This is a genomic window from Tepidiforma thermophila (genome assembly GCF_002563855.1).
In the GTDB taxonomy this organism is placed as follows: Bacteria; Chloroflexota; Dehalococcoidia; order Tepidiformales; family Tepidiformaceae; genus Tepidiforma; species Tepidiforma thermophila.
In genome coordinates this window covers 845,636-870,212 of the sequence record NZ_PDJQ01000001.1, presented here as the reverse complement: position 1 = coordinate 870,212, position 24,577 = coordinate 845,636, and the positions used below count along the sequence as shown (strand labels likewise).

The 24,577-nt window shown below is 70.6% G+C and carries 26 protein-coding genes; 11 read left to right on the top strand and 15 right to left on the bottom strand.

Annotated elements, in window-relative coordinates:
• Nucleotides 1–11: 11 nt before the first annotated feature.
• From A9A59_RS04125 to A9A59_RS04105, 5 genes are read right to left on the bottom strand one after another with little or no spacing between them, the layout of a single operon-like run.
• On the bottom strand, nucleotides 12–827 hold the full coding sequence (locus A9A59_RS04125) for an SDR family NAD(P)-dependent oxidoreductase (RefSeq protein ID WP_098503070.1): 816 nt from the start codon (nucleotides 825–827) through the stop codon (nucleotides 12–14).
• On the bottom strand, nucleotides 824–2,314 hold the full coding sequence (locus tag A9A59_RS04120) for an acetyl-CoA hydrolase/transferase family protein (RefSeq protein ID WP_098503069.1): 1,491 nt from the start codon (nucleotides 2,312–2,314) through the stop codon (nucleotides 824–826). Before A9A59_RS04120 ends, A9A59_RS04125 begins: the two co-directional genes overlap by 4 nt.
• Nucleotides 2,311–2,820 carry a hypothetical protein gene (locus A9A59_RS04115; protein ID WP_098503068.1) on the bottom strand — a complete coding sequence of 170 codons (510 nt, stop codon included), beginning with the start codon at nucleotides 2,818–2,820 and terminating at the stop codon, nucleotides 2,311–2,313. The genes A9A59_RS04120 and A9A59_RS04115 overlap by 4 nt, the downstream gene beginning before the upstream one ends.
• A 5-nt stretch (nucleotides 2,821–2,825) precedes the next feature.
• Nucleotides 2,826–4,211 (bottom strand): aromatic ring-hydroxylating oxygenase subunit alpha, encoded by a 1,386-nt coding sequence (locus tag A9A59_RS04110; protein ID WP_098503067.1) that lies wholly within the window; start codon nucleotides 4,209–4,211, stop codon nucleotides 2,826–2,828.
• A gap of 23 nt (nucleotides 4,212–4,234) precedes the next feature.
• Nucleotides 4,235–4,516, bottom strand: a complete 282-nt coding sequence (locus A9A59_RS04105; RefSeq protein ID WP_098503066.1) for a hypothetical protein — start codon at nucleotides 4,514–4,516, stop codon at nucleotides 4,235–4,237.
• 118 nt (nucleotides 4,517–4,634) lie between these two features.
• Here A9A59_RS04105 and A9A59_RS04100 point away from each other — a divergent pair, with 118 nt between their 5' ends.
• Nucleotides 4,635–4,916: a hypothetical protein gene (locus A9A59_RS04100; protein ID WP_098503065.1), complete on the top strand. Its 282-nt coding sequence runs from the start codon at nucleotides 4,635–4,637 to the stop codon at nucleotides 4,914–4,916.
• On the opposite strand, the gene A9A59_RS04095 is transcribed toward A9A59_RS04100, so the two are convergent.
• Together A9A59_RS04095 and A9A59_RS04090 are read right to left on the bottom strand one after the other, a co-directional pair.
• A complete protein-coding gene (locus A9A59_RS04095) occupies nucleotides 4,913–5,464 on the bottom strand; it encodes a carboxymuconolactone decarboxylase family protein (protein WP_098503064.1) in 552 nt (183 codons plus the stop codon). The genes A9A59_RS04100 and A9A59_RS04095 overlap by 4 nt on opposite strands.
• Nucleotides 5,465–5,467: 3 nt before the next feature.
• Nucleotides 5,468–5,914, bottom strand: coding sequence for a hypothetical protein (locus tag A9A59_RS04090; RefSeq protein ID WP_098503063.1), 447 nt, complete (start codon nucleotides 5,912–5,914; stop codon nucleotides 5,468–5,470).
• Between the two features lie 76 nt (nucleotides 5,915–5,990).
• Here A9A59_RS04090 and A9A59_RS04085 point away from each other — a divergent pair, with 76 nt between their 5' ends.
• Together A9A59_RS04085 and A9A59_RS04080 are read left to right on the top strand one after the other, a co-directional pair.
• Nucleotides 5,991–6,755: an SDR family NAD(P)-dependent oxidoreductase gene (locus A9A59_RS04085; protein WP_165772487.1), complete on the top strand. Its 765-nt coding sequence runs from the start codon at nucleotides 5,991–5,993 to the stop codon at nucleotides 6,753–6,755.
• Nucleotides 6,756–6,857: 102 nt separating this feature from the next.
• Complete coding sequence (locus tag A9A59_RS04080; RefSeq protein WP_098503061.1) at nucleotides 6,858–7,289, top strand: DUF3237 domain-containing protein; 432 nt, start codon at nucleotides 6,858–6,860, stop codon at nucleotides 7,287–7,289.
• 2 nt (nucleotides 7,290–7,291) lie between these two features.
• Here A9A59_RS04080 and A9A59_RS04075 read toward each other — a convergent pair whose 3' ends face one another.
• The 6 genes from A9A59_RS04075 to A9A59_RS04055 form a co-directional block, all read right to left on the bottom strand.
• Complete coding sequence (locus A9A59_RS04075) at nucleotides 7,292–8,665, bottom strand: FAD-dependent oxidoreductase (RefSeq protein ID WP_098503060.1); 1,374 nt, start codon at nucleotides 8,663–8,665, stop codon at nucleotides 7,292–7,294.
• Nucleotides 8,662–9,612, bottom strand: coding sequence for a dihydrolipoamide acetyltransferase family protein (locus tag A9A59_RS04070; protein WP_278286784.1), 951 nt, complete (start codon nucleotides 9,610–9,612; stop codon nucleotides 8,662–8,664). Before A9A59_RS04070 ends, A9A59_RS04075 begins: the two co-directional genes overlap by 4 nt.
• Before the next feature lie 98 nt (nucleotides 9,613–9,710).
• Entirely contained in the window at nucleotides 9,711–10,052 is a 342-nt protein-coding gene (locus A9A59_RS14305) for a lipoyl domain-containing protein (protein WP_278286783.1), read from the bottom strand.
• Complete coding sequence (locus A9A59_RS04065; protein WP_098503059.1) at nucleotides 10,042–11,049, bottom strand: NAD(+)/NADH kinase; 1,008 nt, start codon at nucleotides 11,047–11,049, stop codon at nucleotides 10,042–10,044. The genes A9A59_RS14305 and A9A59_RS04065 overlap by 11 nt, the downstream gene beginning before the upstream one ends.
• Nucleotides 11,050–11,051: 2 nt before the next feature.
• Nucleotides 11,052–12,053 carry an alpha-ketoacid dehydrogenase subunit beta gene (locus A9A59_RS04060; protein ID WP_098503058.1) on the bottom strand — a complete coding sequence of 334 codons (1,002 nt, stop codon included), beginning with the start codon at nucleotides 12,051–12,053 and terminating at the stop codon, nucleotides 11,052–11,054.
• A gap of 18 nt (nucleotides 12,054–12,071) precedes the next feature.
• Nucleotides 12,072–13,040, bottom strand: coding sequence for a thiamine pyrophosphate-dependent dehydrogenase E1 component subunit alpha (locus A9A59_RS04055; protein ID WP_098504793.1), 969 nt, complete (start codon nucleotides 13,038–13,040; stop codon nucleotides 12,072–12,074).
• A 162-nt stretch (nucleotides 13,041–13,202) separates the two neighbouring features.
• Here A9A59_RS04055 and A9A59_RS04050 point away from each other — a divergent pair, with 162 nt between their 5' ends.
• The 5 genes from A9A59_RS04050 to A9A59_RS04030 all read left to right on the top strand — a co-directional run bounded on the left by A9A59_RS04050 (nucleotide 13,203) and on the right by A9A59_RS04030 (nucleotide 18,136).
• Nucleotides 13,203–13,856 (top strand): TetR/AcrR family transcriptional regulator, encoded by a 654-nt coding sequence (locus A9A59_RS04050; protein WP_098503057.1) that lies wholly within the window; start codon nucleotides 13,203–13,205, stop codon nucleotides 13,854–13,856.
• 134 nt (nucleotides 13,857–13,990) lie between these two features.
• Nucleotides 13,991–14,776: an SDR family NAD(P)-dependent oxidoreductase gene (locus A9A59_RS04045; protein WP_098503056.1), complete on the top strand. Its 786-nt coding sequence runs from the start codon at nucleotides 13,991–13,993 to the stop codon at nucleotides 14,774–14,776.
• A gap of 12 nt (nucleotides 14,777–14,788) precedes the next feature.
• Nucleotides 14,789–16,504: a PEP-utilizing enzyme gene (locus tag A9A59_RS04040; protein WP_098503055.1), complete on the top strand. Its 1,716-nt coding sequence runs from the start codon at nucleotides 14,789–14,791 to the stop codon at nucleotides 16,502–16,504.
• Nucleotides 16,505–16,552: 48 nt separating this feature from the next.
• Nucleotides 16,553–17,311: an SDR family NAD(P)-dependent oxidoreductase gene (locus tag A9A59_RS04035; protein WP_098503054.1), complete on the top strand. Its 759-nt coding sequence runs from the start codon at nucleotides 16,553–16,555 to the stop codon at nucleotides 17,309–17,311.
• 33 nt (nucleotides 17,312–17,344) lie between these two features.
• Nucleotides 17,345–18,136, top strand: coding sequence for a ThuA domain-containing protein (locus A9A59_RS04030; protein WP_098503053.1), 792 nt, complete (start codon nucleotides 17,345–17,347; stop codon nucleotides 18,134–18,136).
• Nucleotides 18,137–18,184: 48 nt separating this feature from the next.
• On the opposite strand, the gene A9A59_RS04025 is transcribed toward A9A59_RS04030, so the two are convergent.
• Nucleotides 18,185–19,354, bottom strand: coding sequence for an acyl-CoA dehydrogenase (locus tag A9A59_RS04025; RefSeq protein WP_098503052.1), 1,170 nt, complete (start codon nucleotides 19,352–19,354; stop codon nucleotides 18,185–18,187).
• Between the two features lie 16 nt (nucleotides 19,355–19,370).
• The gene (locus A9A59_RS04020) at nucleotides 19,371–20,612 is read right to left on the bottom strand and encodes a cytochrome P450 (protein WP_106427057.1); all 1,242 of its coding nucleotides are present in this window, start codon (nucleotides 20,610–20,612) and stop codon (nucleotides 19,371–19,373) included.
• A 207-nt stretch (nucleotides 20,613–20,819) separates the two neighbouring features.
• Here A9A59_RS04020 and A9A59_RS04015 point away from each other — a divergent pair, with 207 nt between their 5' ends.
• The 3 genes from A9A59_RS04015 to A9A59_RS04005 all read left to right on the top strand — a co-directional run bounded on the left by A9A59_RS04015 (nucleotide 20,820) and on the right by A9A59_RS04005 (nucleotide 24,569).
• The gene (locus A9A59_RS04015; protein ID WP_098503051.1) at nucleotides 20,820–22,616 is read left to right on the top strand and encodes an ABC transporter substrate-binding protein; all 1,797 of its coding nucleotides are present in this window, start codon (nucleotides 20,820–20,822) and stop codon (nucleotides 22,614–22,616) included.
• 69 nt (nucleotides 22,617–22,685) lie between these two features.
• Entirely contained in the window at nucleotides 22,686–23,633 is a 948-nt protein-coding gene (locus tag A9A59_RS04010; protein WP_098503050.1) for an ABC transporter permease, read from the top strand.
• A gap of 21 nt (nucleotides 23,634–23,654) precedes the next feature.
• Nucleotides 23,655–24,569 (top strand): ABC transporter permease, encoded by a 915-nt coding sequence (locus A9A59_RS04005; RefSeq protein ID WP_098503049.1) that lies wholly within the window; start codon nucleotides 23,655–23,657, stop codon nucleotides 24,567–24,569.
• The last annotated feature ends 8 nt before the right edge of the window (nucleotides 24,570–24,577 follow it).

Sequence of the window (24,577 nt, the reverse complement as noted above, 5' to 3'; positions counted from 1 at the left end):
CGAGTCAACAATCAGGAGGAGGCGAGAAAGTCGTCACGGCCCGGGAGGCGACGGGTGAGCTGGCCGCCGTCGACGGGGAGGTTGTGGCCGGTGATGAAGCTGGAGGCATCGGAGGCGAGCCAGAGGACGGCTTCGACGACGTCGTCGACTGTGCCCATGCGGCGGAGGGGAGTTTCGCGCGTGAAGGCGCGGACGACGGGCGGGATGAACATGTGGGCGGTCATTGGAGTTTCGATGAGCCCGGGGGAGACGACGTTGACGCGGACACCCTGGGGGCCGTATTCGAGGGCGGCGATCCGGGTGATGTGGTTGATGGCGGCTTTGGAGCCGCCGTAGGCGGCGAGCCCTTCGCCGACGAGGAGGGCGGTGATGGAGGAGATGGTGATGAGTGAGCCGCCGCCGGTGGCGGCCATGGCGTTGGCCATGTGGCGGATGAAGGAGACGGCGCCGAGGAACTGGACGCTGGCCATGTTGTAGAGCCGCTCGGGGGTGAGGTCGCGGATGGGGGTACTCTGTTCGAAGCCGGCGCAGTTCAGGGCGACATCAAGGGTGCCGAAGCGGTCGAGTGCGACGCGGGCGAGGGCTTCGACCTGGTCGTCGCGGGTGATGTCGCAGGGGACGGGGATGGCGCCGCATTCGCGGCCGAGGGCTTCGAGTTCGGGGAAGCGGCGGGCAGCGGCGATGACGGTGGCGCCTTCGCAGGCGAAGCGGAGGGCGGCAGCGCGGCCGATGCCGGAGGAGGCGCCGAGGACGACGGCGACCTTGCCGGCCAGCCGCCCGGCGGGCTCTCCCGGCGATGCCGGCTGGGGGCCGGGCCCGGTGCTCATTCGAGCGTGCCCCAGAGCTGCTTCGCCTGGGCGCGGAGCTCGGCGCGGAAATCGGGGTGGGCGATGGCGATGAGCTCCTCGGCGCGCTGGCGGTGGTTCTTATCGAGCAGGCGGGCGATGCCGTACTCGGTGATGACGGTATCGGCGAGGTAGCGGGGGACGGTGACGAGGGTGCCCTCGGGGTGCTGGGCGACGATCTTGGAGACGGTCCCCTCGAGGGCGGTGGAGCGGAGGACGGTGATGGCGCGGCCATCGGGGCAGAGGGCGGCGGAGAGGTGGGCATCGGGCTGGCCGCCGGTGCCGTTGACCATGTGGCCGCCGAAGCGGTCCTCGCTGGCGACCTGCCCGAGGAGGTCGACGGCGATGGCGCTGTTGATGGAGGTCATCTGGCGGTTCTGGGCCATGAGGAGGGGGTTGAGGAGGTAGTTGGAGTCGTGGAGTTCGAAGGCGGGGTTATCGGCGATGATGCGGAGGTCGGTGCCGTCGCAGCCGGTCCAGGCGGTGGCGACGGCGCGGCCTTTGTGGATGGACTTGCGGGCGCCGGTGAGGACGCCCTTTTCCCAGAGGCGGGCGAGGCCGGGGGAGCCGAGTTCGGTGTGGAGGCCGAGGTCGTGGGCGTGGTCGAAGGCGCCGGCCTTGAACATGAGGGAGCTGGGCTGGCCGACGCCGACCTGGATGGTGTCGCCGTCGCGGATGAGGGTCTTGAGGTGCTCGGCGATGGCCTGGGCGGCCGGGTCGACCTCGGAGAGGCCGAAGGCCTGCTCGAGGATGCCCGGCGGCATGAGGTGGAACATGTCCTCGACGAGGGCGACCTGGTCGGGGGAGGCTTCGTTGAGGATTCTCAGGAGGGCGTCGCGGTTTTCGGGCGGGGCCTGGGTTTCGATGCGCTGGCGGACGGCGGGGATATCGACGGGTTTGATGTAGCCGTCGACGAAGGTCTCGATTTCGGAGACATGGATCCAGGTATCGCCGTAGACGGGCTCGATGTTGGGGTCGATGGCGGCGACGGTGTGGCGGCAGCGGCGGACGTAGGCCTTCTTGTGCCACATGTGGGGGCCGAAGTTCACGTAGCCCTTTTCGTTGGGCGGGGAGACGGCGACGAGGAAGACGTCGGGGATGCGGGCTTCGGGGCGGCCGGCGTCAAAGGCCTTGAAGCCGAGCATGAAGGTATTGGGCAGGTAGGTGGCGATGCGCTGGTCGTGGGCGGGGCGGAGGGCATCGCCGATGAAGAGTTCGATCTCCTTTTCGCCTTTGGGGCCGTCGGGGGAGAAGAGCGGGACCTCGCGGGGTGCGAGGCAACGGATATCGACGCGTTCGAGCTGCCGGGCGCGCTCGAGCAGTGCCTGGGTGAGGACACCGGGGCAGAGGATGCCGAGCCCGACGAGGTGGCCGTTCTGCACGACCTCGAGGGCTTCGGCGGGGCTCTTCTTGCGCGACTCAAATTCGTCGCGCCAGCTGGCGTAGCGGCGGGTTGCGGGTGCGGTCATCGCTGGTCCTCCGGGTGGATTGGAGATACGGGCAACGGCTGCACAGCTGCGGCCTGGCGGGCCGCGGTTCGGATGGCGGCGGGGAATTCGGCGGGTGCGAGGTCGCCGGCTTCGAGGCGGCGGACGGCCGCCCGGACGGCAGCGAGGATGGCAAGCTGGCGGGTGGCCTCGCGGGCGATCCAGGCGGGCGGGGCGTCGACGGCGAGGGCGCGGAGCTCGGCGGCGGTGTAGACGCCGGCCTCGCGGAGGAGGCCGGGCAGGCGGTAGAGGACGAAGGGGCGGAGGTCGGGCAGGGCGCTGTGGAAGGCGGCGGTGGAGCGGCTGACGGGTGCGCGGGTGAAGGCCTCCCTGGCGAGCGCCTCGAGGGCGGCGCGGGCGGCGTCCAGCGCGTCGAGCAGGGCATCGACGTCGGCGGGGGTTGCCGAGCCGGCAGCGGCGAGCGCCCCGGCGAGGTCGGCCGGGGCGGGCGGTTCATCGAGCCAGGCGAGCGCGCCGGGCGCGGGCATGGCGGCTATTCGAGCTCCATCCAGCGGTCGTAGAGCTGATGGAAGTGGCGGATTTTCGTTTCGTTGTAGCTGGCGAAGACGACTTCGGGCCGCTTCATGGTCTTGAGGCCGAGCTGGACCTTCGGGATGTTGAAGGTGTCCTGGTTGAAGACGCGGGCGAGCATGCCGAGTTCGGGGGCATCGGCCCAGTCGTCATCGGGGCCGAGCCAGTGGATCGGGGCGGCCGGCGGCTTCGGTTCGCCCTTCGGCCACGGGGCAAGGAACATGCACTCCATGATGCATTCGTCGGGGTTGTCGCCGTGGGGGCGGAAGCGGTAGGTGATGCGGTTGAAGGCGCCCCAGGGGTGGAAGTTGGGGAAGACGGTGTAGTAGATGGAGTCGAGGTATTCGGCGTCGCAGTAGGTATCGGCTTCATCGCCGATGACGGCGCGCATGCCTTCGCGGCTGAGCATGGCGGCGAACTGGCGGGCGCTCATGCCCGGCGGGACCTCGGCGAGCGGCGGGGTATCGAGGTTGCGGTCGAACATGGCGTCGAGCATGTCCTGCTGGCTGGGGGTTTCGCGCAGGTGGGGGCTCGGCGTGCCGTTCGGCGTGATGGCGCGGGAGAAGTTGCCGAAGACGTCGTACTGGGAGTTGGAGTCGCCGATGCCGTTGAGGAGCTGGGGGTGGGTGGCGACGACGTGGTAAGCCTCCATGAAGGCTTCCTGGGCGACCTTCCAGTTGCAGCGGAGGATCTTGGCGACGTGGGCCTGCTTGAAGCGGTTGGCGAGGTCCCACCGTTCGAAGTGGCGGGGGAGGTCGCCGAGGAACTGCTCGAGGGGCTCGGCGTTGGGGTCGGGGTTGATGAAGACGAAGCCGCCCCAGGTGCCGACTTTGACCTCGGGGAGGTGGTAGTCGCGCTCGTTGACCTCGGGGAAGTCCCACCGGCAGACGACCTCTTTGAGGGAGCCGTCGATCTCCCAGCACCAGCCGTGGAAGGGGCAGCGGAACTCCTGGGCGCCGCGGCCGTCGAATTCGCGGAGCTGGCGGCCGCGGTGGAGGCAGGCGTTATGGAAGGCCTGGATGCGGTCGGGGGCGCTGCGGACGACGAGGAAGGAGAGGTGGGCGATGTCGTAGACGATGTAGTCGCCGACTTCGGGGATGTCTTCCTCGCGGCAGGCCATCTGCCAGACGCGCTTCCAGATTTTTTCGACTTCGCGGTCGTGGATGGCTTTGCTGTAGTACTGTTCGGCGGGGACGCGGGTGACGCCGGGCTCGATGGGGGATTCGAGGCGGAGGACTGGCGGGACGGGGCGGGAGTCCTGGTCGAGGAGCTCCTGGTAGAGGGTGCCGGCGGAGCGGTAGCCGGCTTCGGTCTTGCGGCCCTGGTCGCCGACGGTTTTGAGTGCCATGGTGGGAGCCTCCGTGGGAAAGGTCAGTCGTGGACGATTTCGATGCCGCGTGCGCGCTCAGCGCGGTGGCCGAGGCCTTCGACGGGTTTGCCGCCGACCCAGATGATCATGTGGGGGTCGGCGTAGGTGAGGGGGCCTTCGATGTGGCGGGTGGTGAAGCCATCGAAGATGCCCCAGCTTTCGCCCTTGGTGACGCGGACGCGGTTGCCGGGGAGCTCTTCGTAGATGGCGCCGGAGAGCGGGTGCCGCTTTTTGCGGGGCGGGCGGTTGAGAGCGGGCGCGGTTTCGGCTGGTGCGTCGGCCATGGCTATCGTTCCTGCCAGATTTTTGGCTGCTCGGCCAGTGCCGCGACTATACTGTGCGCGGAGATCGATTGCAACGGTTTCTCCCGGCTATCGACGGGGGAAATCGCAGGAGGGAACGATGCGACGCTGGGAGGGCGAGGCCGAGCTGGAGGTGCTGCGGGCAGGCTACCGGCGGCGGGTGCAGCTGGAGCTGTTCACGAAGCCGACGCCGCCGGGGAAGGTGCAGGGCTGGGGCGGGGCGTTCCGGGCGGAGCCGCTGGTGGTGCCGGCGATCGGGCGGGGTGTGGTGACGCTCGACAGCGGCGACGAGCTGGAGGTAATGGTGGAGAGCTTTGACGCCGTGACGGGGAAGGGGACGCTCTTCGGGCTGGGGGCGCCGCCGAAGGTCCTGCGGGATTAGCCGCCGGCGGGGGCGGCCGAGGGACGGCTGACGGCGGAGCCGGGCGTCGGGAGGACGGTGACGGGCATCTCCTCGGGCTCGAGGCCGAGGGTGATGAGCACCTTTGCGAGGCCGAGGAAAAGGCCGACGCCGAGGGTCAGTTCGGCGAGGCCGGCATCGCCGAGCTCGTCGCGGAGGGCGGCGCCGAGAGCAGGGTCGGCGCGGGCGGGGTCGCCGATGATGGCGTCGGTGTACTGGAGGATGCGCTTTTCGCGCGGGCTGAGCGGGGCATCGAGGTAGCCGTCGGTGACGAGGTCGAGCGTGGCTTCATCGAGGCCCTCTTCGCGGGCGAGGGAGAAGCGGACCTGGCGGCAGAAACCGCAGGCGGTGACGCGGGCGTTGCGGATCCGGGCGATCTCCTTCTCGCGCTGGGAGAGGGCGGAGTCCATCCAGAAGTCGGCGTAGAGGGCTGCGAACCGCTGCTGGATGGCAGGCGCGTGGGCGAGGACGGTGTGGAAGGCCGGCGGCTGGCCGGGCACGGCGGAGGGGACGCGGGGGACGGTGGACATGGGTCAGGCTCCTTCGAGGCGGGGTGCGACGAGGGTCATCCGGCAGACGGCATCGAACATGGCGAGGGCGGCGAGGAGGGTGACGGCCGCGCGGTCGCCGCACTCGTCGCGGAACGCGAGGACGGGTGCATCGGGGAGGTCGTGGTGGCTCCAGGGGATGTAGCGGGCGATATCGAGCGCGAGGGCATCGGCGCGGGGGAGGCCAAAGGGAGCCTCGCCGCGGGCGAGGGCGTCGGTCTCGGTGGACGGGAGCTCGGCCAGGGCGGGACCGCAATCCGCGGGGTCGGCGCGGTGGAGCGCGGCGACGAGGCGCCGGCAGCGTTCGAGCGTGGCGGCGGGTACGGCGTCGGTATCGAAGCAGGCGGCGAGGAACCGTTCGAAGCCGTCGCGGAGGGAGGGGATGGGCGCAAGGCGGCCGGCGAGGGGCCCAGGGATGACGGACTGCGGCATGCGGGAATACTGGACTATTGGCCAAAGCTTTGTCCAGCAGGATAAACTCCCGGGGACTCGATTTCGGGAGGGCTGCATGGAGATCGCTGGCAAGGTTGCGCTGGTCACCGGCGCGGGGTCGGGCATCGGCCGGGCGTGCGCGGAGCGGCTGGCGCGGGAAGGCGCGAAGGTTGTCGTGGTCGACATCGACGCGGCGGGCGGGGAGGAAACGGTTCGGCGGATCGCGGCGGCCGGCGGGGAGGCGGCGTTTGTGCAGGGCGACGTGGGCACGCCGGAGGGCATTGCGGAGACGTTCCGGGCGGCGAAGCGGGTCTTCGGGCGGCTCGACATCGTGCACAACAACGCGGGGATCATGACGGGCGACACGCCGGGCTGGCCGGATGCGCCGCTGGAGAAGGTGCACCGGGTGATTTCGGTGAATACGTCGGGCGTGATCATGGGAACGCGGGCGGCGGTGGAGGCGTTCCGGGAGCATGGGGACGGGGGCGTGGTGGTGAACACGGCGAGCATCGCCGGGCTGGGGCCGCTGCCGTTCGACCCGGTCTACGCGGCGTCGAAGGCGGCCGTGATTCACTTCACGAAGTCGTGCGCGATGCTGAAGGAGCTGGAGAACGTGCGGGTGAACGCGGTGGCGCCGGGGATGGTGGACACGCCGATCATCGCGAAGACGGGCGACGGGACGCGGCCGGCGAAGTGGCTGGAACCGTCGCTGGAGGGGGCGGTGCTGCTGCCGCCGGAGCGGATCGCGGAGGAGGTGGTGCGGCTGATCCGTGATGACACGCTTGCCGGGGAGGTGAGCGTGGTGATGCACGAGAGCGCACAGCCCGCGGCAGGCGGGTAGGATCGGGCCGCCGCGGGCCCGGGCGCCGGGACGGGACGCTCCGCGGGCAGCGCCGGCCGGGCGGTGCGCCCGTGAGCACAACACCAAAGGGAGGTTTCGAAAATGCCGCTGGAGAGTCTGCCGGTTGAATTCCTGTTCACGATGACGGCGAACGTTTCGGCGCCGACGATGATCCAGGGGGGGCCGCAGGGATCGCGGTTGATCGTCAGCGTTCCGGCGGGGACGTTCGAAGGCCCGAAGCTGAGGGGCACGGTTGTGCCGCACTCAGGAGGCGACTGGGTGACGCTGCGGCCGGACGGAAGCATGAAGCTGGACGTGCGGCTGACGCTGCAGACGGACGACGGGGCGCACATCCTGGTGACGTATACGGGCATCGGCGCGCGAGCCGCTGACGGGAGCACGAAAGTGTACTCGACGCCGCTGTTCGAAACGGGGGCGGAGAAATACGCCTGGCTGAACACCGTGCAGGCAGTCGGGATCGGGAGCACGGGGCCGAACGGCGTGACCTACGAGGTGTACGCGCTCCGGGCGTAGCGTCAGCCGGCCAGGCGGCGGGCCGCCTCGGCGAGGAGCTCGAGGGGCGAGGGGTGCCAGGCGACGAGGGCTGCGGCCTGGTCGACGGTTGCCTCTGTCTGCATGAGCGCGGCGGCGGCGCTGACGAGTTCGTGCGCGCCGGGACCGGCGGCCTGGGCGGAGACAATTTCGCCGGTGCGCCGGTCGGCGTGGAGGCGGAGGAGGCCGGGGTGGCCGCCGCGGGCGACGGACGGAGCGGTGCCTTCGAAGCCGAGGGTGACCGACGCGAGCGGGATGCCGGCCTGCTGCGCGGCTGCGGCGGTGCTGCCGACGGCGGCGACGGGCGGGACGGTGTGGGCCAGCCACGGGACGGCAGACAGGCGGGCGACGCGCGATTCGCCGGCGGCGTTCGCGCCGGCGGTGCGGCCCTGGACGGCTGCGGTTGATGAGCGCATGCCCTGGCCGGTGATATCGCCGGCGGCGAAGATGCCGGGCACGCCGGTCGCGCAGGCGGCATCGACCGGGATGGCGCCGTCGGCACCGGGGGTGAGGCCGGCGCATTCGATGCCGAGGCCGCGGACCGACGGGACACGAGGGTCGGCGGCGAGCACGCAGGCCGCTGCGACCGGGCGTTCGCCGGCGGCGGTTGCGAGGACGACCGTCTCGCCTTCGGCGCGGAGCGGGACGGCGCCGACGAGGACCGTGATGCCGAGCGGCTGGAGGAGGTCGGCGAGGAGCGGCTGGAGGTCGTCGTCGAAGCCGGCGAAGACGGACGGCCCGGGTGCAGCGAGGGTGACGGCGGAGCCGGCCAGGGCGAGGAGCGTTGCGTATTCAAGGGCGAAGACGCCGCCGGAGGGCCCGCCGCCGAGGATGAGACAGGAGGGGGGCGGTTCGCGCCAGGATTGGACGACATCGGGGGTGGCCAGGCGGTCGGCGGGGAGGCCGGGGACCGCGGGCGGCTCCCAGCGTGCGCCGCTGGCGATGACGACGGCGTCGGCGGCGAGCTCCCCGGCACCGGCGACCGTGAGCAGGCCGGGCTCGCGGAAGCTGGCGTGGCCGGCGACGACCTCGACGCGGGCGCGGCGGAGGGAGGTTTCGAGCCCGGCCGCGAGGGAGCGGGCGAGGGCGCGGGCGCGGTCGTTGGCGCGGCCCAGCTGGAACGTCTCCGAGGCGGTGAGGACGCCGGCGACGGCGAGTTCGCGGGCGCGGACGAACCCTTCGGCGGCATCGAGGAGGATGGAGGTGGGGATGCAGGTGAAGTGGACGCAGGAGCCGCCAGGGCGCTCGGCCTCGACGAGGGCGACGGAGGCGCCGAGGCGGGCGGCTTCGAGGGCGGCGGCGACGCCGGCCGCACCGCCGCCGATGACGGCGACATCGAAGCGGCGCGCCGTGCTCATGGCAGCAGGAGCCGGTAGGGGGCTTCGAGGAGGTCGCGGACGGTGCCGAGGAAGGCGGCCCCGGGGGCGCCATCGACCGCGCGGTGGTCGATGGTGAGCGAAAGGGTGAGGGTCCGGGCGCGGACGGGGCGGTCGCCGTCCCAGCGAATGTCGTCGACGAGTTGTCCTACGCCGAGGATGGCGACGTTGGGCGGGTTGATGATTGGGGTGAAGAATTCGACGCCGGCCATGCCGAGGGAGGTGACGGAGAAGGTCTGGCCGGCGTAGTCATCGAGGCCGAGGGTCCCGGCGCGGGCGGCCTCGGCGAGACGGGCGGTTTCGCGGGCGAGATCGCGGAGGTGGAGGGTGTCGGCGTTGCGGATGACCGGGACGACAAGGCCGGCCTCGAGGGCGACGGCCATGCCGATGTGGACCTCCGGCTCGAGGACGATGGCGTCGGGTTCGACGCGGGCGTTGAGGGCGGGGTGCTGGCGGAGGGCGCGGGCGACGGCGCGGATGACCAGGTCGGTGATGGAGGGGCGGATGCCCTCGGGCTGCCACTCGGCGATGAGCTGCTCGCGGAGGCGGAGGGCCTCGTCCATGCGGACGCGCATGCCGAGGGTGAGCTGGGCCGTCTCCTGGAGGCTGCGGTGCATGCGCTCGGCGATGGTTTTGCGCATGCCGCGGAGGGGGATGCGCTGGCCGGGGGCGGGCGCCGCAGCAGCAGGGGCCGGGACCGGGGGCGCCGAAGGCGGCGGGGCGGCCGGGCGGGCAGCTGCGGCAGCTTCGACGTCCTCTTTGGTGATACGGCCGCCGGGGCCGGTGCCGCGGACGGCGGCGAGGTCGATGCCGAGCTCGCGGGCGAGGGCGCGGGCGACGGGCGTCGCGGGCGACGGTTCGGCCGGGGCAGGGGACGGGGCAGCCGCGGGAGCGGCCGGGCGGGCTGCGGCGGCGTGGGCGCGGTGCACGTCCTCCTCGGTGATGCGGCCGCCGGGGCCGGTGCCGAGGACGGTTTCGAGCGGGACGCCGAGTTCGGCGGCGAGGCGGCGGGCGGCCGGGGAGGCAGCTACGTGCCCGGGCGCGGGCGGCGGGGGCGGCGGAGCGGGGACGCCCGGCGCGGCTGCGGCGGCGGCAGGGGCGGCGGGAGCGGGGCGCCGGCGGGCGGGGCCTCGCCGGGGGCGAGGATGTAGCCGACGACGGAACCGGGCGGGAGGGTCGTGCCGGCCGGGACGGCGTGGCGGAGGATGCCGTCGGCCTCGGCTTCGACCTGGAATTCGATCTTCTCGGTCTCGAGACGGTAGACGATGTCGCCGGCGCGGACGGGGGCGCCGTCGGGCACCAGCCATTCGGCGACGGTGCCTTCGGTCATGGTCATGCCCAGCTTGGGAACCAGGACTTCAGTCGGCATAGGACGCTCCGCAGGGGACTTCAATGAAAAGCCCGGCCGCGGCAGCCAGGCGGAGGATGCGGCCGGGATCGAGAAGGAGGGGGCCGTCGGCGCAGGGGACGAGGCTGGCGCGCTGGCCGGGAAGGAGACGGCGCTCGCGTTCGCCGTCGAGGGCGAGGATGCCCGGGCCGCGCCATTCGATGGCCTCGCCGAAGGGCACCTCGCGGTGGCTGCGGACGGAGACGGGGACGACGAGCCCGGGGGCGAGGGGGACGCGGACCTCCCGGCCGGGCTCACCGATATCGATGGCGAGGGCGCCTGCTCCGGGGCCGGGCAGGCCGAGCATGCCGCCGATCGCCGCAAGGCCGGTGACGGCAGGGTCGGAGCGGAGGAGGAGGACGGCGGCGAGCTCGGCCGGTTTCCAGACGGCGCGGGCGCCGGTGAAGCGGTCGGTGACGAGGGCGGCATCGACGAGGGCGATGTCGGGCGGTTCGCCCTCGACGTCGACGCGGATGTGCGGGCAGGGGTTGGCAGCGTCGTCGAGGGGGACGCGGGCAGCGGCGACGAGCCCGGCGGCGAGGCCGGCGACCGTCGGCTCGCAGGTGAGGGGGAAGACGTTGTTCGTCCCGGTGGAAAGGGGGAGCAGCGGGATATGCGGCCATCCGGCGGCCGCGGCCCGGCAGGTGCCGTCGCCGCCGAGCACGACCACCGCGGCGGCCCCGCGCTCGCGGAGGAGGCGGGCCGCCGCGCGGGTATCAAGCGCCGACCCGGTGAGGTCGACGGGCAGCGGCTCGGCCTCGAAGGGGAGGCCGAGGCCGTCGAGGGCATCTTCAACGAGGCGGTGCGGCCCCGGGAGGTAGTGGACGCGGCGGGCGCCGGCGGCGGCAGCGCCGATGAGCAGCCGGCGGAGGATGCCGCGCTTGGCGGCGTCGCTGACGACGGCAGCGTGGGCGATAAGGCGGCGGATGTCCTTGCCGGAGGCCGGGTTGGCGATGACCCCGAGGATGCCGGGCTCCATGGTCAGCCGGCGCGGCCGAGAAGGCGGAGGACTTCGCTGGCGATGCGGTCGGCGTTGGGGACGTAGTGGGCTTCGAGGGCAGGGCTGAAGGGGACCGGGGAGAAGGGTGCGCCGACGCGGCCGACCGGGGCATCGAGGTAATCGAAGGCGAGCTCCTGGAGCTGGGCCGCGATCTCAGCGCCGAACCCGCCGAAGCGGACCGCCTCGTGCACGACCAGGGCGCGGTGGGTCTTGCGGACCGATTCGACCAGGGTCGCGGTATCGAGGGGCACGAGCGAGCGGGGGTCGATGACTTCGGCGTCGATGCCGTGCTCCAGCAGTTTTTCGGCGGCGGCGAGGCTCTCCTGGACCATGCGGCCGGTCGCGATGATGGTGAAGTTCGTGCCCGGGCGGACGACGGCGGCCTGGCCGAGGGGGATTTCGTACATCTCCTCGGGGACGTGACCGGCGAGGCCGAGGAGCGCCTTGTTGTTGACGACGATCACGGGGCTGTCGTCGTGGACGGCGGCGATGATGAGGCCTTTGGCTTCGTAGGGGCCGGAGGCCATGACGACCTTGAGGCCCGGGACGTGGCAGAACCAGGCTTCGAGGGACTGGGAGTGCTGGGCGGCGAGGTTGAGGCCGGCGCCGGCCATGGTGTGGATGGTGAGGGGGAGCCGGGCCTTGCCGCCGAACATGTACCGCATCTTGGCGGCCTGGTTGACGATCTGGTCCATGGCCACGCCCATGAAGTCCATGAACATGATGTCGATGATGGGGCGGAGGCCGGTGGCGGCAGCGCCAACGCCGAGGCCGACGAGGGCGGCTTCGGAGATGGGGGTATCGACAACGCGTTCGGGGCCGAATTCATCGAGGAGGCCGCGGCTGAAGCCGAAGACGGAGCCGTAGAGGGCGACATCTTCGCCGGCGAGGAAGACGTTCGGGTCCTCCTGCATGAGCTGGCGGAGGGCCTCGTTGATGGCCATCACGACGGGGAGCTGGCGCTGGGCGGTTGCGGTAGTCATGGCACGGGCTCCGGGGGGTTAGCTGGCGTAGACGTCTTCGGTGAGGGCGGAGGGGTCGGGGAAGGGGCTCGACTCGGCGAAGGCGACAGCCTCGCGGACTTCCGCCTGGACCTGGTCGCGGACGGCGGCAGCGCCGGCGGCATCGAGGATGCCGAGCTCGGCGAGGCGGCGTTCGAGGAGGGTGATGGGGTCGCGCTCGCGCCAGGCGCGGACCTCGTCGTCGGAGCGGTAGACGACGCCCATGCCGCGGACGCCGACGTGGTCGTAGAAGCGATAGGTTTTGCACTCGAGGAGGGTGGGGCCTTCGCCGCGGCGGGCGCGTGCGATGGCTTCGCCGGCGGCCTCGTAGACGGCGATGACGTCCATGCCGTCGACGACGACGCCGGGGAACCCGTAGCCGGCGGCGCGGTCGGCGATATCGCGGATGGCCTGGTGGCGGTCCTGGCGGGTGAACTCGCCGAAGCCGTTGTTTTCGCAAACGAAGATGAGGGGGAGGCGGTAGAGGCCGGCCATGTTCGCGGCTTCGTGGAAGCTGCCCTCGTTGGAGGCGCCGTCGCCGAAGAAGCAGGCGGTGACGTTCTGGGTCTTGCGGTATTTGTTGGAGAAGGCTGCGCCGACGGCGATGGGCGGGCCGCCGCCGACGATGCCGTTGGCGCCGAGCATGCCGAGGTCCATATCGGCGATGTGCATGGAGCCGCCCTTGCCGCGGCAGTAGCCGGTGGCGCGACCGAAGAGCTCGGCGAACATGCGGCGGAAGTCGCCGCCGACGGCGACGAGGTGGCCGTGGCCGCGGTGGGTGCTGGTGACCTGGTCGCCGGGGCCGAGGTGGGCGGCGACGCCGGCGGCGACGGCCTCTTCGCCGACGTAGAGGTGGAGTGCGCCGGGGATGCGGCCGGCCTCGGAGAGGCGGCCAGCTTCCTCTTCGAAGAGGCGGATGCGGAGCATGCGGCGGTGGAGGTCGAGGAGGGTCTCGGGCGCGGGGGTCATTGGCATCACCGGAAGGGAATTTGGCTGGCCGTCCAACTGCGCGCGTAACTGTAGCGAAACGCGGAGGGGAGGAAAAGGGGCGTACAGGGCTTCGGCCTGCTAGCCTAAAAGTTAGACAGGCAACCACCACGGGGGAACTGCCCCCCGCGAGGGCATTGAACGATGGCACGATTGGACATCAACGCAATTCGACGGAGACAGATCATCGATGCAGCCGTGGCGGTGATGGCCGAGAAGGGCTGGGCGGAGACCTCGATCGACGAAGCGACCCGGCGGGCGGAGGTGAGCCGGGGGCTGGTCTCGTACCACTTCAGGGACAAGGCGGACCTGCTTTCGGGGGTGCTGGCGCGCTGCCAGGAGATTTTCAATGAGTCGGTGGCGCAGGCGCAGTTCGAGGGGCAGAACCCGGTCGCGACGATGCGGGCGGTGACGCGGATCTCGATTGAGCTGGCGAAGGTGAACCCGGTGCCGTACGAAGTGTTCGTCCAGTTCACGGCGAGCGCGAAACGCGACCCGCGGCTGGGCGACGAGATCCGGGCGCTGTGGGAGGGATTCCGGCGGACGACGGCGGCGGCGATCCGGGCGGGCCAGCGGGCCGGGGTGTTCCGTGCCGACCTGGACGCGGACGCAGCGGCGGCGCGGCACATCGGCGCCGTGACCGGGGTAGCGCTGCAGTGGCTGCTCGAGCCGGGGGCGTTCGACCTGGAGGAGACGGAGCGGCAGACGGTTGACATGCTGATGCGGTACCTGGTGGCGGAGGGGGTGGACCCGGTGACGGGCCTGGCAACGCCGGTGACGGCGAGCCTCGACGGCTGAGCCTGCGGGGCCGGGGGCCAGCCCCGGCCAGTTCCTTGGCCGCTCTTCCAAACTTTCGGGCAATGTGGTAAAAGCGTCCGGCAGCAGCGCAGGGCGTGGGTTGAGCGCGCCCTGCGGCAGATGGAGGGACGCAGATGCAGGTGCTCGAAGGGAAGGTGGCCGCGGTCACCGGCGGCAGCCGCGGGATCGGCAGGGGGCTGGTGGAAGCCTTCCTGCGGGAAGGCGCGATGGTGGCCTTCAACGGGCGAGACGCGAAGAAGGGGGAGCAGGCGCTCGCCGAGCTGTGCGCGGGCGACCGGGCAGTCTTCGTGCAGGGCGACGCCCGGAACAGCGCGGATGTGAAGCGGCTGGTCGACACGGCCGTCGAGCGGTGGGGCAGGCTCGACATCATGGTGAACAACGCGGGCGGGATTACCCGGCCGGCGCCCATCGCGCACCTCGATGACGATGCGTGGGAGAACGATATCCGCTGGAACCTGGGCGGGGTGTTCTACGGGACGAAATGGGCGCTCCAGCAGATGATCCCGCGCGGCTGGGGCCGGATCATCAACATCTCGTCGGTGGAGGGGAAGCAGGGGGCGGCCGGGATGGCCGGGTACGTGGCGGCGAAGCACGGGGTGAACGGGTTGACGAAGACGACAGCGCTCGAGGTGGGGCGGCTGGGGATCACGTGCAACGCGATCTGCCCGGGGCTGATCATCACCGACGCGGTGCGGGATTCCGGCGATGCGACCGCGAAGGCGATGGGGCTCTCGGGGCTCGACGAGATGGTGGAAAAGATCTTCAAAGCGAAGACGGCGACCGGGGAGATCAATACGGTCGAGCAGGTGGCCGCCGTTGCGCTCCTGCTGGCGAGCGAGGCGGGGGCCGGGATCACGGGCGCGTGCATCTCGGTCGATTGCGGCACGGCACAGTACTGAGGGGGCAGACGAATGACGGAGAAGCTGTGCTCGTGGGATGCGGACCCGAACCCGCGCTACCGGCTGGTGACGACCGGGAACGTGGAGGAGGTGCTGCCGGGGGTCATCAAACCGCTGACGGCGGACCTGATCAACCAGTGGGACTACCGGTTCACGACGCGGATGGCGGAGGAGCTGGGCGTGCTCGACCTGGTGCCGACGGCGCCGCCGCCGGCGATGAACGTGCTCGGGGTGGTCGGCGGCCGCTGGACGCTCGGTGTGGCGTGGTCGATGGCGATTACGTCAACCTACCAGGTGGGCGGCGGGACGGACATGCTCCAGCAGTTCGTCGAGGGGGAGGAGCTGACGGCGGGACAGGCGCAGGACATTGAGCGGGCGAAGGCTGCCCGCCGGCGGATCATGGCGCGCTGGCGGAACGCCGAGCGGGAGATTGCGCGCGGGGCGGAGATTTCGACGAAGGCGTACCGGCAGGCGTGGGCGCGGGAATACCCGCGGCTCCGGGCGGATGAGCTGCTGCGGGCGATCGACGAGAACATCGAGGTTGTCGCCGGGCTGTTCGTTTCGCACGTGATCGTGTCGGTCGGGGGTGCGGAGTACACCGGCATCCTGTCGGGGCTGCTGGACCAGCACGTGCCGAAGCACCCGGCGACCTGGGTCACGACGCTGACGAGCGCGCTGCGGGATGTGGAGAGCGCGAAGCCCGGGAAGGCAACGTGGGACCTCGCGCGGGCAGGGCGGCACAGCGCGGCGATCGCGGCGGCGTTCGCGGAGCTGCCGACGGAGGCGCTGCTGGCGCGGCTGGCGGCGCCCGTTTCGCCGGCGTGGGAGGCGTTCGCGACGCGCTACCGGGAGCTGATCCGGGAGTACGGCTACCGCGGACAGCGGGAGACCGACCCCTCCACGCCGACGTGGGACGAGGCGCCGGGCTTCCTGCTCGGGGCGCTGCGGGCCGATATGGCGGCGCCGGCTTCGGCGGACCCGCACCGGAAGGAAGCGCGGACGGCGGCAGCGCGGGAGCGGCTGGAGGCGCGGGTGGAGAGCCTGCTGCCGAACCGGGTGCGCCGCCAGTTCCGGGAGACGCTGGTGATGGCGCAGCGGCTGAACCGCGGGCGCGAAGGGACGAAAGCGAACTGGGCGCGGGCCTGCCGGGCGTTCCGGCCGCCGCTCCTGGAGATCGGGCGGCGGCTGGTGCAGCGGGGCGCGCTGGAGCAGACGGAGGACGTGTTCTTCCTGCGGCTGGCGGAGGTGCGCCAGTTCGAAACGCTCGACCCGGCCGCAGCAAAAGCAGCGGTGAGGGAGCGGCAGGAGGAGTACCGCCGGCTGGAGGGCTACCGGCTGCCGGAGGGAGTGTTCGAGCTGCCGACGCAGCTGGTGCCCGTCGGCGAGGCGGCCGGGCCGGGCGCGGCGGCGCTGCACGGGCAGGGCGTCAGCCCCGGGAAGGCGACGGGCCCAGCCCGCGTGATCGCGAGCGTGGATGCGGCGCTGGAAACGGAGGTGCAGCCCGGCGAGGTGCTGGTGCTGCCGGTGTTCGATGCGCCGATGGCGCCGCTGTTCGTACCGGCCGCTGCGCTGGTAGTGGAGACCGGGGGGATGCTGAGCCACGCGGCGATTGTGGCGCGGGAGTACGGCATCCCGGCGGTCGTCGGGGCGAAGGACGCCACGCGGGTCATCCGCGAGGGCCAGCTGGTGACCGTCGACGGCGATACGGGGACGGTCACCCTGGCGTGAACCACTCGGTATTGTTCGGGAGCGAATCCCGGGAAGGAGCAGTGTGAGATGGATCTTGGTCTGAAGGGAAAGCGTGCGCTGATTACGGGTGCAAGCCGCGGCATCGGGCGGGCGATCGCCGAGACGCTGGCGGCGGAGGGCGTGCACCTGGGCATCTGCGCGCGGACGCCGGATGGGCTGAACGCGGCCGCGGAGGAGTTGCGCCGCCATGGTGTGACGGTCGTCGCGGAGCCGGTCGACGTGGGGAAGCGGGATGAGTACATCGCCTGGATTGCGCGGGCCGGGGAGCAGCTGGGCGGGATCGACATCTTCGTCAGCAACACGAGCGGGGGCGCGGCGCCGGGCGAGCAGGGGTTCGTGCAGAACTTCGAGGTGGACATGCTGGGGGCGGTCCGCGGGTTCGAGGCGGCCCGGCCGTTCCTCGAGAAGTCGGATGCCCCGGCGGTGGTGTTCATCAGCACGACGGCGGCCGTGGAGACGTTCGGGCAGCCGAACGGCTACGGGGCGATGAAGGCGGCGCTGATCAACTACGCGAATGCGCTCTCGCAGGCGTACGCGCCGAAGGGGATCCGGGTGAACGTGGTCTCGCCGGGGCCGATTTACTTCGAGGGCGGGCCGTGGGCGATGATCAGGCAGGCGATGCCGCAGTTCTATGAGGCGACGCTGAAGCAGCAGCCGATGGGGCGGATGGGCACGCCGGAGGAGGTGGCGCGGGCGGTGGCATTCCTGGCGAGCCCGGCAGCCTCGTGGATTACCGGGGTGAACCTGGTGGTCGATGGCGGGTTCACGAAGCGGGTGGACTTCTAGCCCGGGGCGCCGACGCGCGAAGGAGGGTGCGCGATGGGCCGGATCGACGGCTATCTCGTCTGCGGGGGGAACTGGCACGATTTCGACTACCCGCGGCTGCGGCTGCTGGAGCTGCTGGCGGAGCACGAGGACGTGCGGGTGCTGGTGGGGCGCGATTTCCGGGATATCGACGGGATCGCGGGCTGCCGGTTCCTGGTGACGTACACGTGCGACCTGCGCCCGAGCGAGGCCGAGGTGGAGAACCTGGCCCGGTTCGTGGAGCGCGGGGGGCGGTGGTTCGCGCTCCACGGGACGAACGCGGTGTTCGAGATGGAGCCGGACGGGGTGCACAGCCCGCGGATTCTGCGCAGGTACATGGAGACGCTGGGGAGCCAGTTCATCGCGCACCCGCCGGTGGGGCGCTACCCGGTGTGGCCGGTGGCGGAGCACCCGCTGGTAGAGGGGCTGGGGCGCTGGGAGACCGGCGAGGGAGAAGAGCTGTACCTGTGCGAGTACCACGGGGAGGTCCGGCCGCTGCTGGCGACGCGGTTCGGGGGCGAGGCGCCGGGCTTCGCGGAATCGTCGTGGCCGGAGGAGCGGGAGTGGCCGGTGCTGTACCTGCACCCGTTCGGGGAGGGGGCGGTGCTCTACCTGACGCCGGGGCACCGGCGGCGCCGATACGACATGCTGGTCGCCCCGGGCGGGCAGGCGTTCGGGAGCGCGGCGGGGCGGTTCCAGTTCCCGGAGTACCCGCGGTTCGAGCCGGGGTCGTGGGAGGTGCCGGAGTACGTGGAGCTGCTGCGGCGGGGGATCCGCTGGGCGAAGGGCGAGTACCCGCTGCTGTGAGGCGGGGTGGGGGCCGAGGTCCCGGCCCCCACCCCGGCAAGCCTGACGTCAGTCGCGCGGGAGACCGAGACCGCGCTGGGCGATGATGTTGCGCTGGATTTCGCTGGTGCCGCCGGCGATGGTGAGCGAGACGGCGTTGAGGTAGGCGCGGGCGGCTTCGCCTTTGAACGGCGCGGAGCGGTCCATGAGGACGCCGGCGGTGCCGAGCATGCGGAGGGCGGTATGGGCGATGCGCTGGCCGGTTTCCGAGGTGAAGAGCTTGGCGATCGACGCCTCGGCGTTCGGGATCTTGCCGGCGGCCTGCATGCTGATGATGCGGTAGGCGAGGAGGGTGAGAACCTGCACCTCGACGGCACGGTCGGCCCAGGCGAGGCGGGCGGCCGCGGCGGTGGAGGGCGGCAGTTCGGCACGGTGTTCGCGGAGCCAGGCGGTGTACCGTTCGATGCTCTTCCGCTGGCCGACGGCGGTGCCGATGGAAGAGCGCTCGAAATCGAGGGTGGTGGCGCCGACGTACCAGCCGCGGTTGACCTCGCCGACGACGTTGCGGGCCGGGACGCGGACGTCTTCGAAGAACACTTCGTTGAAGTCGTGGCCGCCGGCCATGTTGACGAGGGGACGGACAGTGATGCCGGGCGACTTCATATCGACGAGGAAGTAGGTGATGCCGCGGTGCTTGGGGGCGTCGGGGTCGGTGCGGGCGAGGAGGAAGCACCAGTCGGCGAAGTGGGCGAAGGAGGTCCAGATCTTCTGGCCGTTGATGATGAAGTCGTCGCCGTCGCGGACAGCGCGGGTCTGGAGGGAGGCGAGGTCGGAGCCGGCGCCGGGTTCAGAGTAGCCCTGGCACCAGATGACTTCGCCGCTGAGGATGCGGGGGAGGTGTTCGCGCTTCTGCTCTTCGGTGCCGTGGGTGATGAGGGTCGGGCCGAGCATCATGACGCCGAGGCCGCCTGGCTGCGGGGCGCCGGCTTCGGCGAACTCCTGGTTGAGGATGAATTGCTCGACGACGGTCATGCCGGCGCCGCCGTACTCCTTCGGCCAGGCGGGGGCGATCCAGCCGCGGCGGACGAGGGCGTCGCGCCACTGGCCGAAGGCAGGGTTGGTGCGCGGGTCGTAGAAGAAGCCGGTGACGCCGCGGATCTCGGCAGGGAGGTTGTCGCGGATGAAGGCGCGGACTTCCTCGCGCCAGGCGGCCTGTTCGGGGGTATCGCGGAGCTGCATCGGGGACGGGGTCTCCTCAGGAGGGTTCGAACTCGAGGTAGAGGGCCTTGAGGCCGCGGAGGATCACGCTGGGGACGTGCGTGTAGTCGTTCTTGCCCTCGGCGGCGCGGATGTTCTTGAGCCGGCTGAGGAGGAGCGTGAAGGCGATCCGCGCTTCGAGGCGGGCGAGGGCGGCGCCGAGGCAGTAGTGGATGCCGCGGCCGAAGGCGAGGTGGCCTTCGGGGGCCTCGCGCTCGAGGTCGATCTGGTCGGCGTGGGGGAACTCGGCTTCATCGCGGTTGGCCGAGGCGTAGGAGAGGAGGATGCGGGTCCCGGCAGGGATGGGCGTGCCGCCGATTTCGGTGTCGACGACGGCCTGGCGGAAGAGGCCCTGGACCGGCGATTCGAGCCGGAGGGCTTCTTCGACGAAGTTGGGGATGAGTTCGGGCTGCGCGCGGAGCCGCTGCATGACCTCCGGGTGATGGATGAGGAGCATCATGCCGGAGGCGATGAGGTTTGTGGTGGTTTCGTTCCCGGCGACGAGGATTTGCTGGAGGATGCTGAGCATCTCGGCCATATCGAGCGGGCGCGATTCTTCGCCTTCGAGGCCGATATGGGCGTTGAGGAGGTCGGTGAGGATATCGTCGCGGGGGCTGGTGCGGCGCTCTTCGAGGCGCTCGGCGAAGTAGTGCTGGAATTCGACGATGGACTTCGCGCACTCGATCTCGCGCTCGCGGGTGAGGAAGCCGCCGAGGGGTGCGACGGAGTCATCGGACCAGCGCTTGAAGCGGTCCATATCGGCGCGGTCGACGCCGAGGGCATCGGCGATGACGGTGAGGGGAAGCGGTACGGCGAACTGGCGGACGAGCTCAACCTCGCCGTCGTTGATGAAGCGGTCGATGAGGTCGTTGGCGATGGCGGTGATGGAGGGTTCGAGGCTGGCGACTCGCCGTGCGGAGAAGGCCTTGTTGACGAGCGCGCGGTAGCGGGAATGGGCCGGGGGGTCCTGGGTGAGGAGGGTGTTCACGGGCATCCAGCCCTGGCGCATGATGGCGAGGATCTCCTCATCGGGGACCGGCCGGAGGCCGGGGCCGGACTTGGAGGAGAAGATTTCGGGGTGGCGGAGGACGTGGAGGACGTCTTCGAAGCGGGAGACGATGAAGAAGCCGGCGCCGGGGACCTGGTAGACGGGGCATTCGCGGCGCATGGCCTCGTAGAAGGGGAAGGGGCACTCGGCGGTTTCGGGTGCGAGGGGGTTGATTTCGGCGAGGCTCGGCATTTGGCTACCACCGCAAGGATTTGGCCGGTCGTCCAGCGGCGGACAGTGTACCGCGAGCGGGGCGGTTCGTGAAGGGGTGGTATCGGCGGCGTCGATGCTTGCAATGGACGGAGCCGTGCCTATACTACCCGTGACCCGGAGATTGGCCAGACAGCCAAAGTTTTGGACCGAAGCGTTTTCCGGGCGACCAACAGGGGAGGGACTGCGATGGAATCGACCTACTGGAGCCGCTACTGGCGCGCCCGCATCCGGCGGCGTGCCTTCCTGGCAGGGACCGGGGTGGCGGCCCTCGGGGCGGCCGGCCTGAGCGTCGGCTGCGGCGACGACGATGACGACGAGGGCGGCGCAACTGCTACGGCGCCTTCCGGGGGGGCGACGCAGCCGGCGGGGAGCCCGACGCCGGCGCCGGCGGGCAAGCGCGGCGGGACGATGCGGATCGCCAAGGCCTCGCCGGACACGGGGCTCGACCCGCACATCGTGGTCACGAACCCGATCCACCCGGCGAAGGCGTATTCGCACCTGTGGACGTACCAGGTCTCGACGAAGACGGTGTGCTACGACCTGGCGGTCGAGCATGAGCAGGTGGACCCGCTGACGCTGCGGGTGAAGCTGCGCCAGGGGGTGACATTCCAGCCCGATGTGGCGAACGGGCGGGAGCTGACGGCGGAGGATGTGGCCTACTCGTACACCCGCTTCCCGGTGGCGCTGACGAAGGGCTCGCAGGTGAACCAGATCCAGTGGGGCTGGATCGACAAGATTGAGACGCCGGACAAGTACACCGTCGTCATCAAGCAGAAGAACCCATTCGCCTCGAACGTGATTGCGCTCGGTTCGAGCGCGTTTGCGGTGGTGGCGAAGGAGGTGGTGGAGGCGAACGGCGGCGACCTGATGAAGGTGATGAACGCGGGGAGCGGGCCGTACCGGATGGTGAAGCGGGAGCCGACCGGTACGCGGTACGAGCGGAACCCGAACTATTTCCAGCATGACCCGCCCTCGCCGACCTACGTGAAGGAAGGGCCGTACATCGACGCGTGGGAGGAGTCGATCATCCCGGACCCGGCGACGATCAAGGCGAAGTTCCTTGCCGGCGAGCTGGACGTGCTGACGGTCGTGAACATCGACCGGCTGGTGGCGGACGAGCTGGGGCGGGAGAAGGGGATCAAGGTGGTGAAGGGCCCGGCCAATGGCCACCTGGTTATGCAGTTCGACAACTTCAAGTGGACGGACAAGCGGCTGCGGCAGGCGGTCTGGATGGCGATCGACCGGGATGCCTTCATCAAGAACCTGTACCTGGGCGAGGGGCTGTACGGCGGGCCGACGGCCTCGGAGTTCGCGAAGGAGGGGTACGGGCTTTCGCAGGAGGAGCTGAAGAAGCTCCAGGCATTCAACCCGGGCGATGCCAAGAAGCTGTGGCAGGAGGCCGGCGGGTCGCAGACGTTCCCGACGATCAAGATGGTGACGATGCAGGCGATCCCGATCTTCGCGACGGCGACGGAGTTCGTGAAGAAGCAGCTGGAGCAGAACCTCGGCGTGAAGGTCGAGGTGGAGGTGGTGGACCCGGCGACCTACGTGGCGCGGGCGGTGGCCGGCTTCGCGGAGAAGGCGCCGAAGCCGTGGGACCTGTTCATCGCGTGGGAGCTTTCGCTCCAGACGATCCCGGACTACAACGCGCTGGCGCACTACGTGCCGGTGGGCTACGGGGCGATCTTCGGGAACCTGCGGCCGGATTCGCCGAAGTCGGATACGGCGGCGTTCGCCGGGCGGATGCAGCAGCTCTGGAACGCGCAGGCGCAGGAGCTGAACCCCGAGGCGCGGAAGCAGAAGGTGCAGGAGATCGTGCGGGTGATCCACCAGGAGTACGGGCCGGCCATTCCGCTGCCGGTGCCGGAGTTCGCCTACGCGGCCTTCCGCGACCGGGTGAAGAACTACCCGGAGAAGGACTTCATGTACGCGAACGCGGGCACCGGGTTCTTCCGCGTCCAGGACATCTGGCTGGACGCCTGACACCGCTGGGGGGAAGGCGGGACCGCCCCGTTCCGCCCTTCCCCCTTTTCGCGATGGGAGGAGCATGCGATGCGGACGTACATCCTGCGGCGGCTGGCGCTCTTTCCGGTGACGCTGCTGGGCGTCTCGATCCTTTCGTTTACGCTCATCCGGGCGCTGCCGGCTGATGCGGCGACGATCCGGCTGGGCGCTTCGGGTTCGGCGTGCGAAGAGTGCATCGCCGTTGTGAAGAAGGAGCTCGGGCTGGATAAGTCGAAGCCGGAGCAGTACCTGCTCTGGCTGGGGAATGCGCTCCGCGGCGATTTCGGGCTTTCCACGGCGACGCGCCGGGAGATCACGCCGGAGCTGCGCGACCGCTTCTTCACGACGCTCCAGCTTGGGCTGGTGACGGTCTTCTTCACGCTGGCGATCGGCGTGCCGATCGGGGCGCTCTCGGCGGTGCGGGCGCACTCCGTGGGCGACTATACGGCGCGGTTCTTCTCGATCCTTGGGCTTTCGGTGCCGAACTTCTGGCTGGGGACGCTGGTGATCTACCTGCCGGCCTACTGGTGGGGCTGGACACCCGTGAAGCAGTGGCGGGGATTGACGGAGGACCCGGTGACGCACTTCGCCCTGCTGGTCCTGCCGGCGCTGGTGCTGGCGATCGGGGCCTCGGCCTACGTGGCGCGGATCGTGCGCTCGAGCATGATCGAGGCGCTCTACGCGGATTATGTGCGGACGGCGCGTGCGAAGGGATTGAAGGAGCAGAGCGTCGTCTGGGTGCACGTGTTCCGGAACTCGGTGCTGACGCTGCTGACGGTGCTGGGGCTGCAGTTCGGGCTGATCCTCGGCGGTTCGATTGTGATTGAGCAGCTGTTCGGCATCCCGGGGATGGGGTCGATGGCGGCGAAAGCGGTGGCCGACCGGGACCACCAGACGATCCAGGCGGTGACGGTGACGATTGCGGCCTCGTTCCTGATGGTCACGCTGATCGTCGACGTGCTGTACGCGTGGGCCGACCCGCGGCTGCGGGTGTAAGGACGCGGGAGGAAAGCAAGGATGGCCACCGAAGCGCAGGCAGGCGTGCTCGCAATCCCGGGACGGCGCATCGATTTCGGTTTGGGGCGGCTGCGCCGGTTCGCGCGGCGGCAGCCGCTGGGGACGGCCTCGGCGCTGGTGATCGCCGGGCTGGTGCTGATGGCGGTCTTCGCGGATGCGCCGTTCATGCGGACGACGGACCCGAAGGAGTTCGGCTCGGACATCCTGGTGGGCCCGAGCGCGGACCACTGGTTCGGGACGAACCGGAACGGGCAGGACCTGTACTCGCGGGTGGTGTACGGGGCGCGCCCGTCGCTGATGGTGGGGATTGCGACGGTGCTGATCAGCGTGGTGGGCGGGACGGTGCTGGGGCTGCTGGCGGGCTACCTCGGCGGGTTTGTCGACACGCTGATCAGCCGGCTGGCGGAGGTGCTGCTCTCGTTCCCGGCGATCCTGTTCGGGCTGGTGGTGGCGACGTGGCTGGGGCCGGGGCTGCGGTCGGTCATTATCGCGATCAGCATCATCTTCACGCCGGTGATCATGCGGATCATCCGCGGGGGCGTGCTGGTCGAGCGGCAGCGGATGTACGTGGAGGCAGCGCGCGTCATCGGCTGCTCGGAGGCGCGGCTGATGTTCCGGCACATCCTGCCGAATATTGGGCCGCTGGTGATTGTGGTGGCGAGCACGACGCTGCCGGCGGCGATCCTTGCGGAGTCGGCGCTGACGTTCCTTGGCGTGGGGCTGCCACTGGGCGAGCCATCGTGGGGGAACGACCTGGGGCCGCAGGCGCGGGCGTACTTCAACACGGCGTGGTGGCTGGCGGTCTTCCCCGGGCTGGCGCTGAGCCTGACGGTGCTGGCCTTCAACCTGCTGGGCGATGCGCTCCGAGACGAGCTGGACCCGCGCCTGCGGGGCAGCGGCCTCGGGGAGCGGTGAGCGGGGAG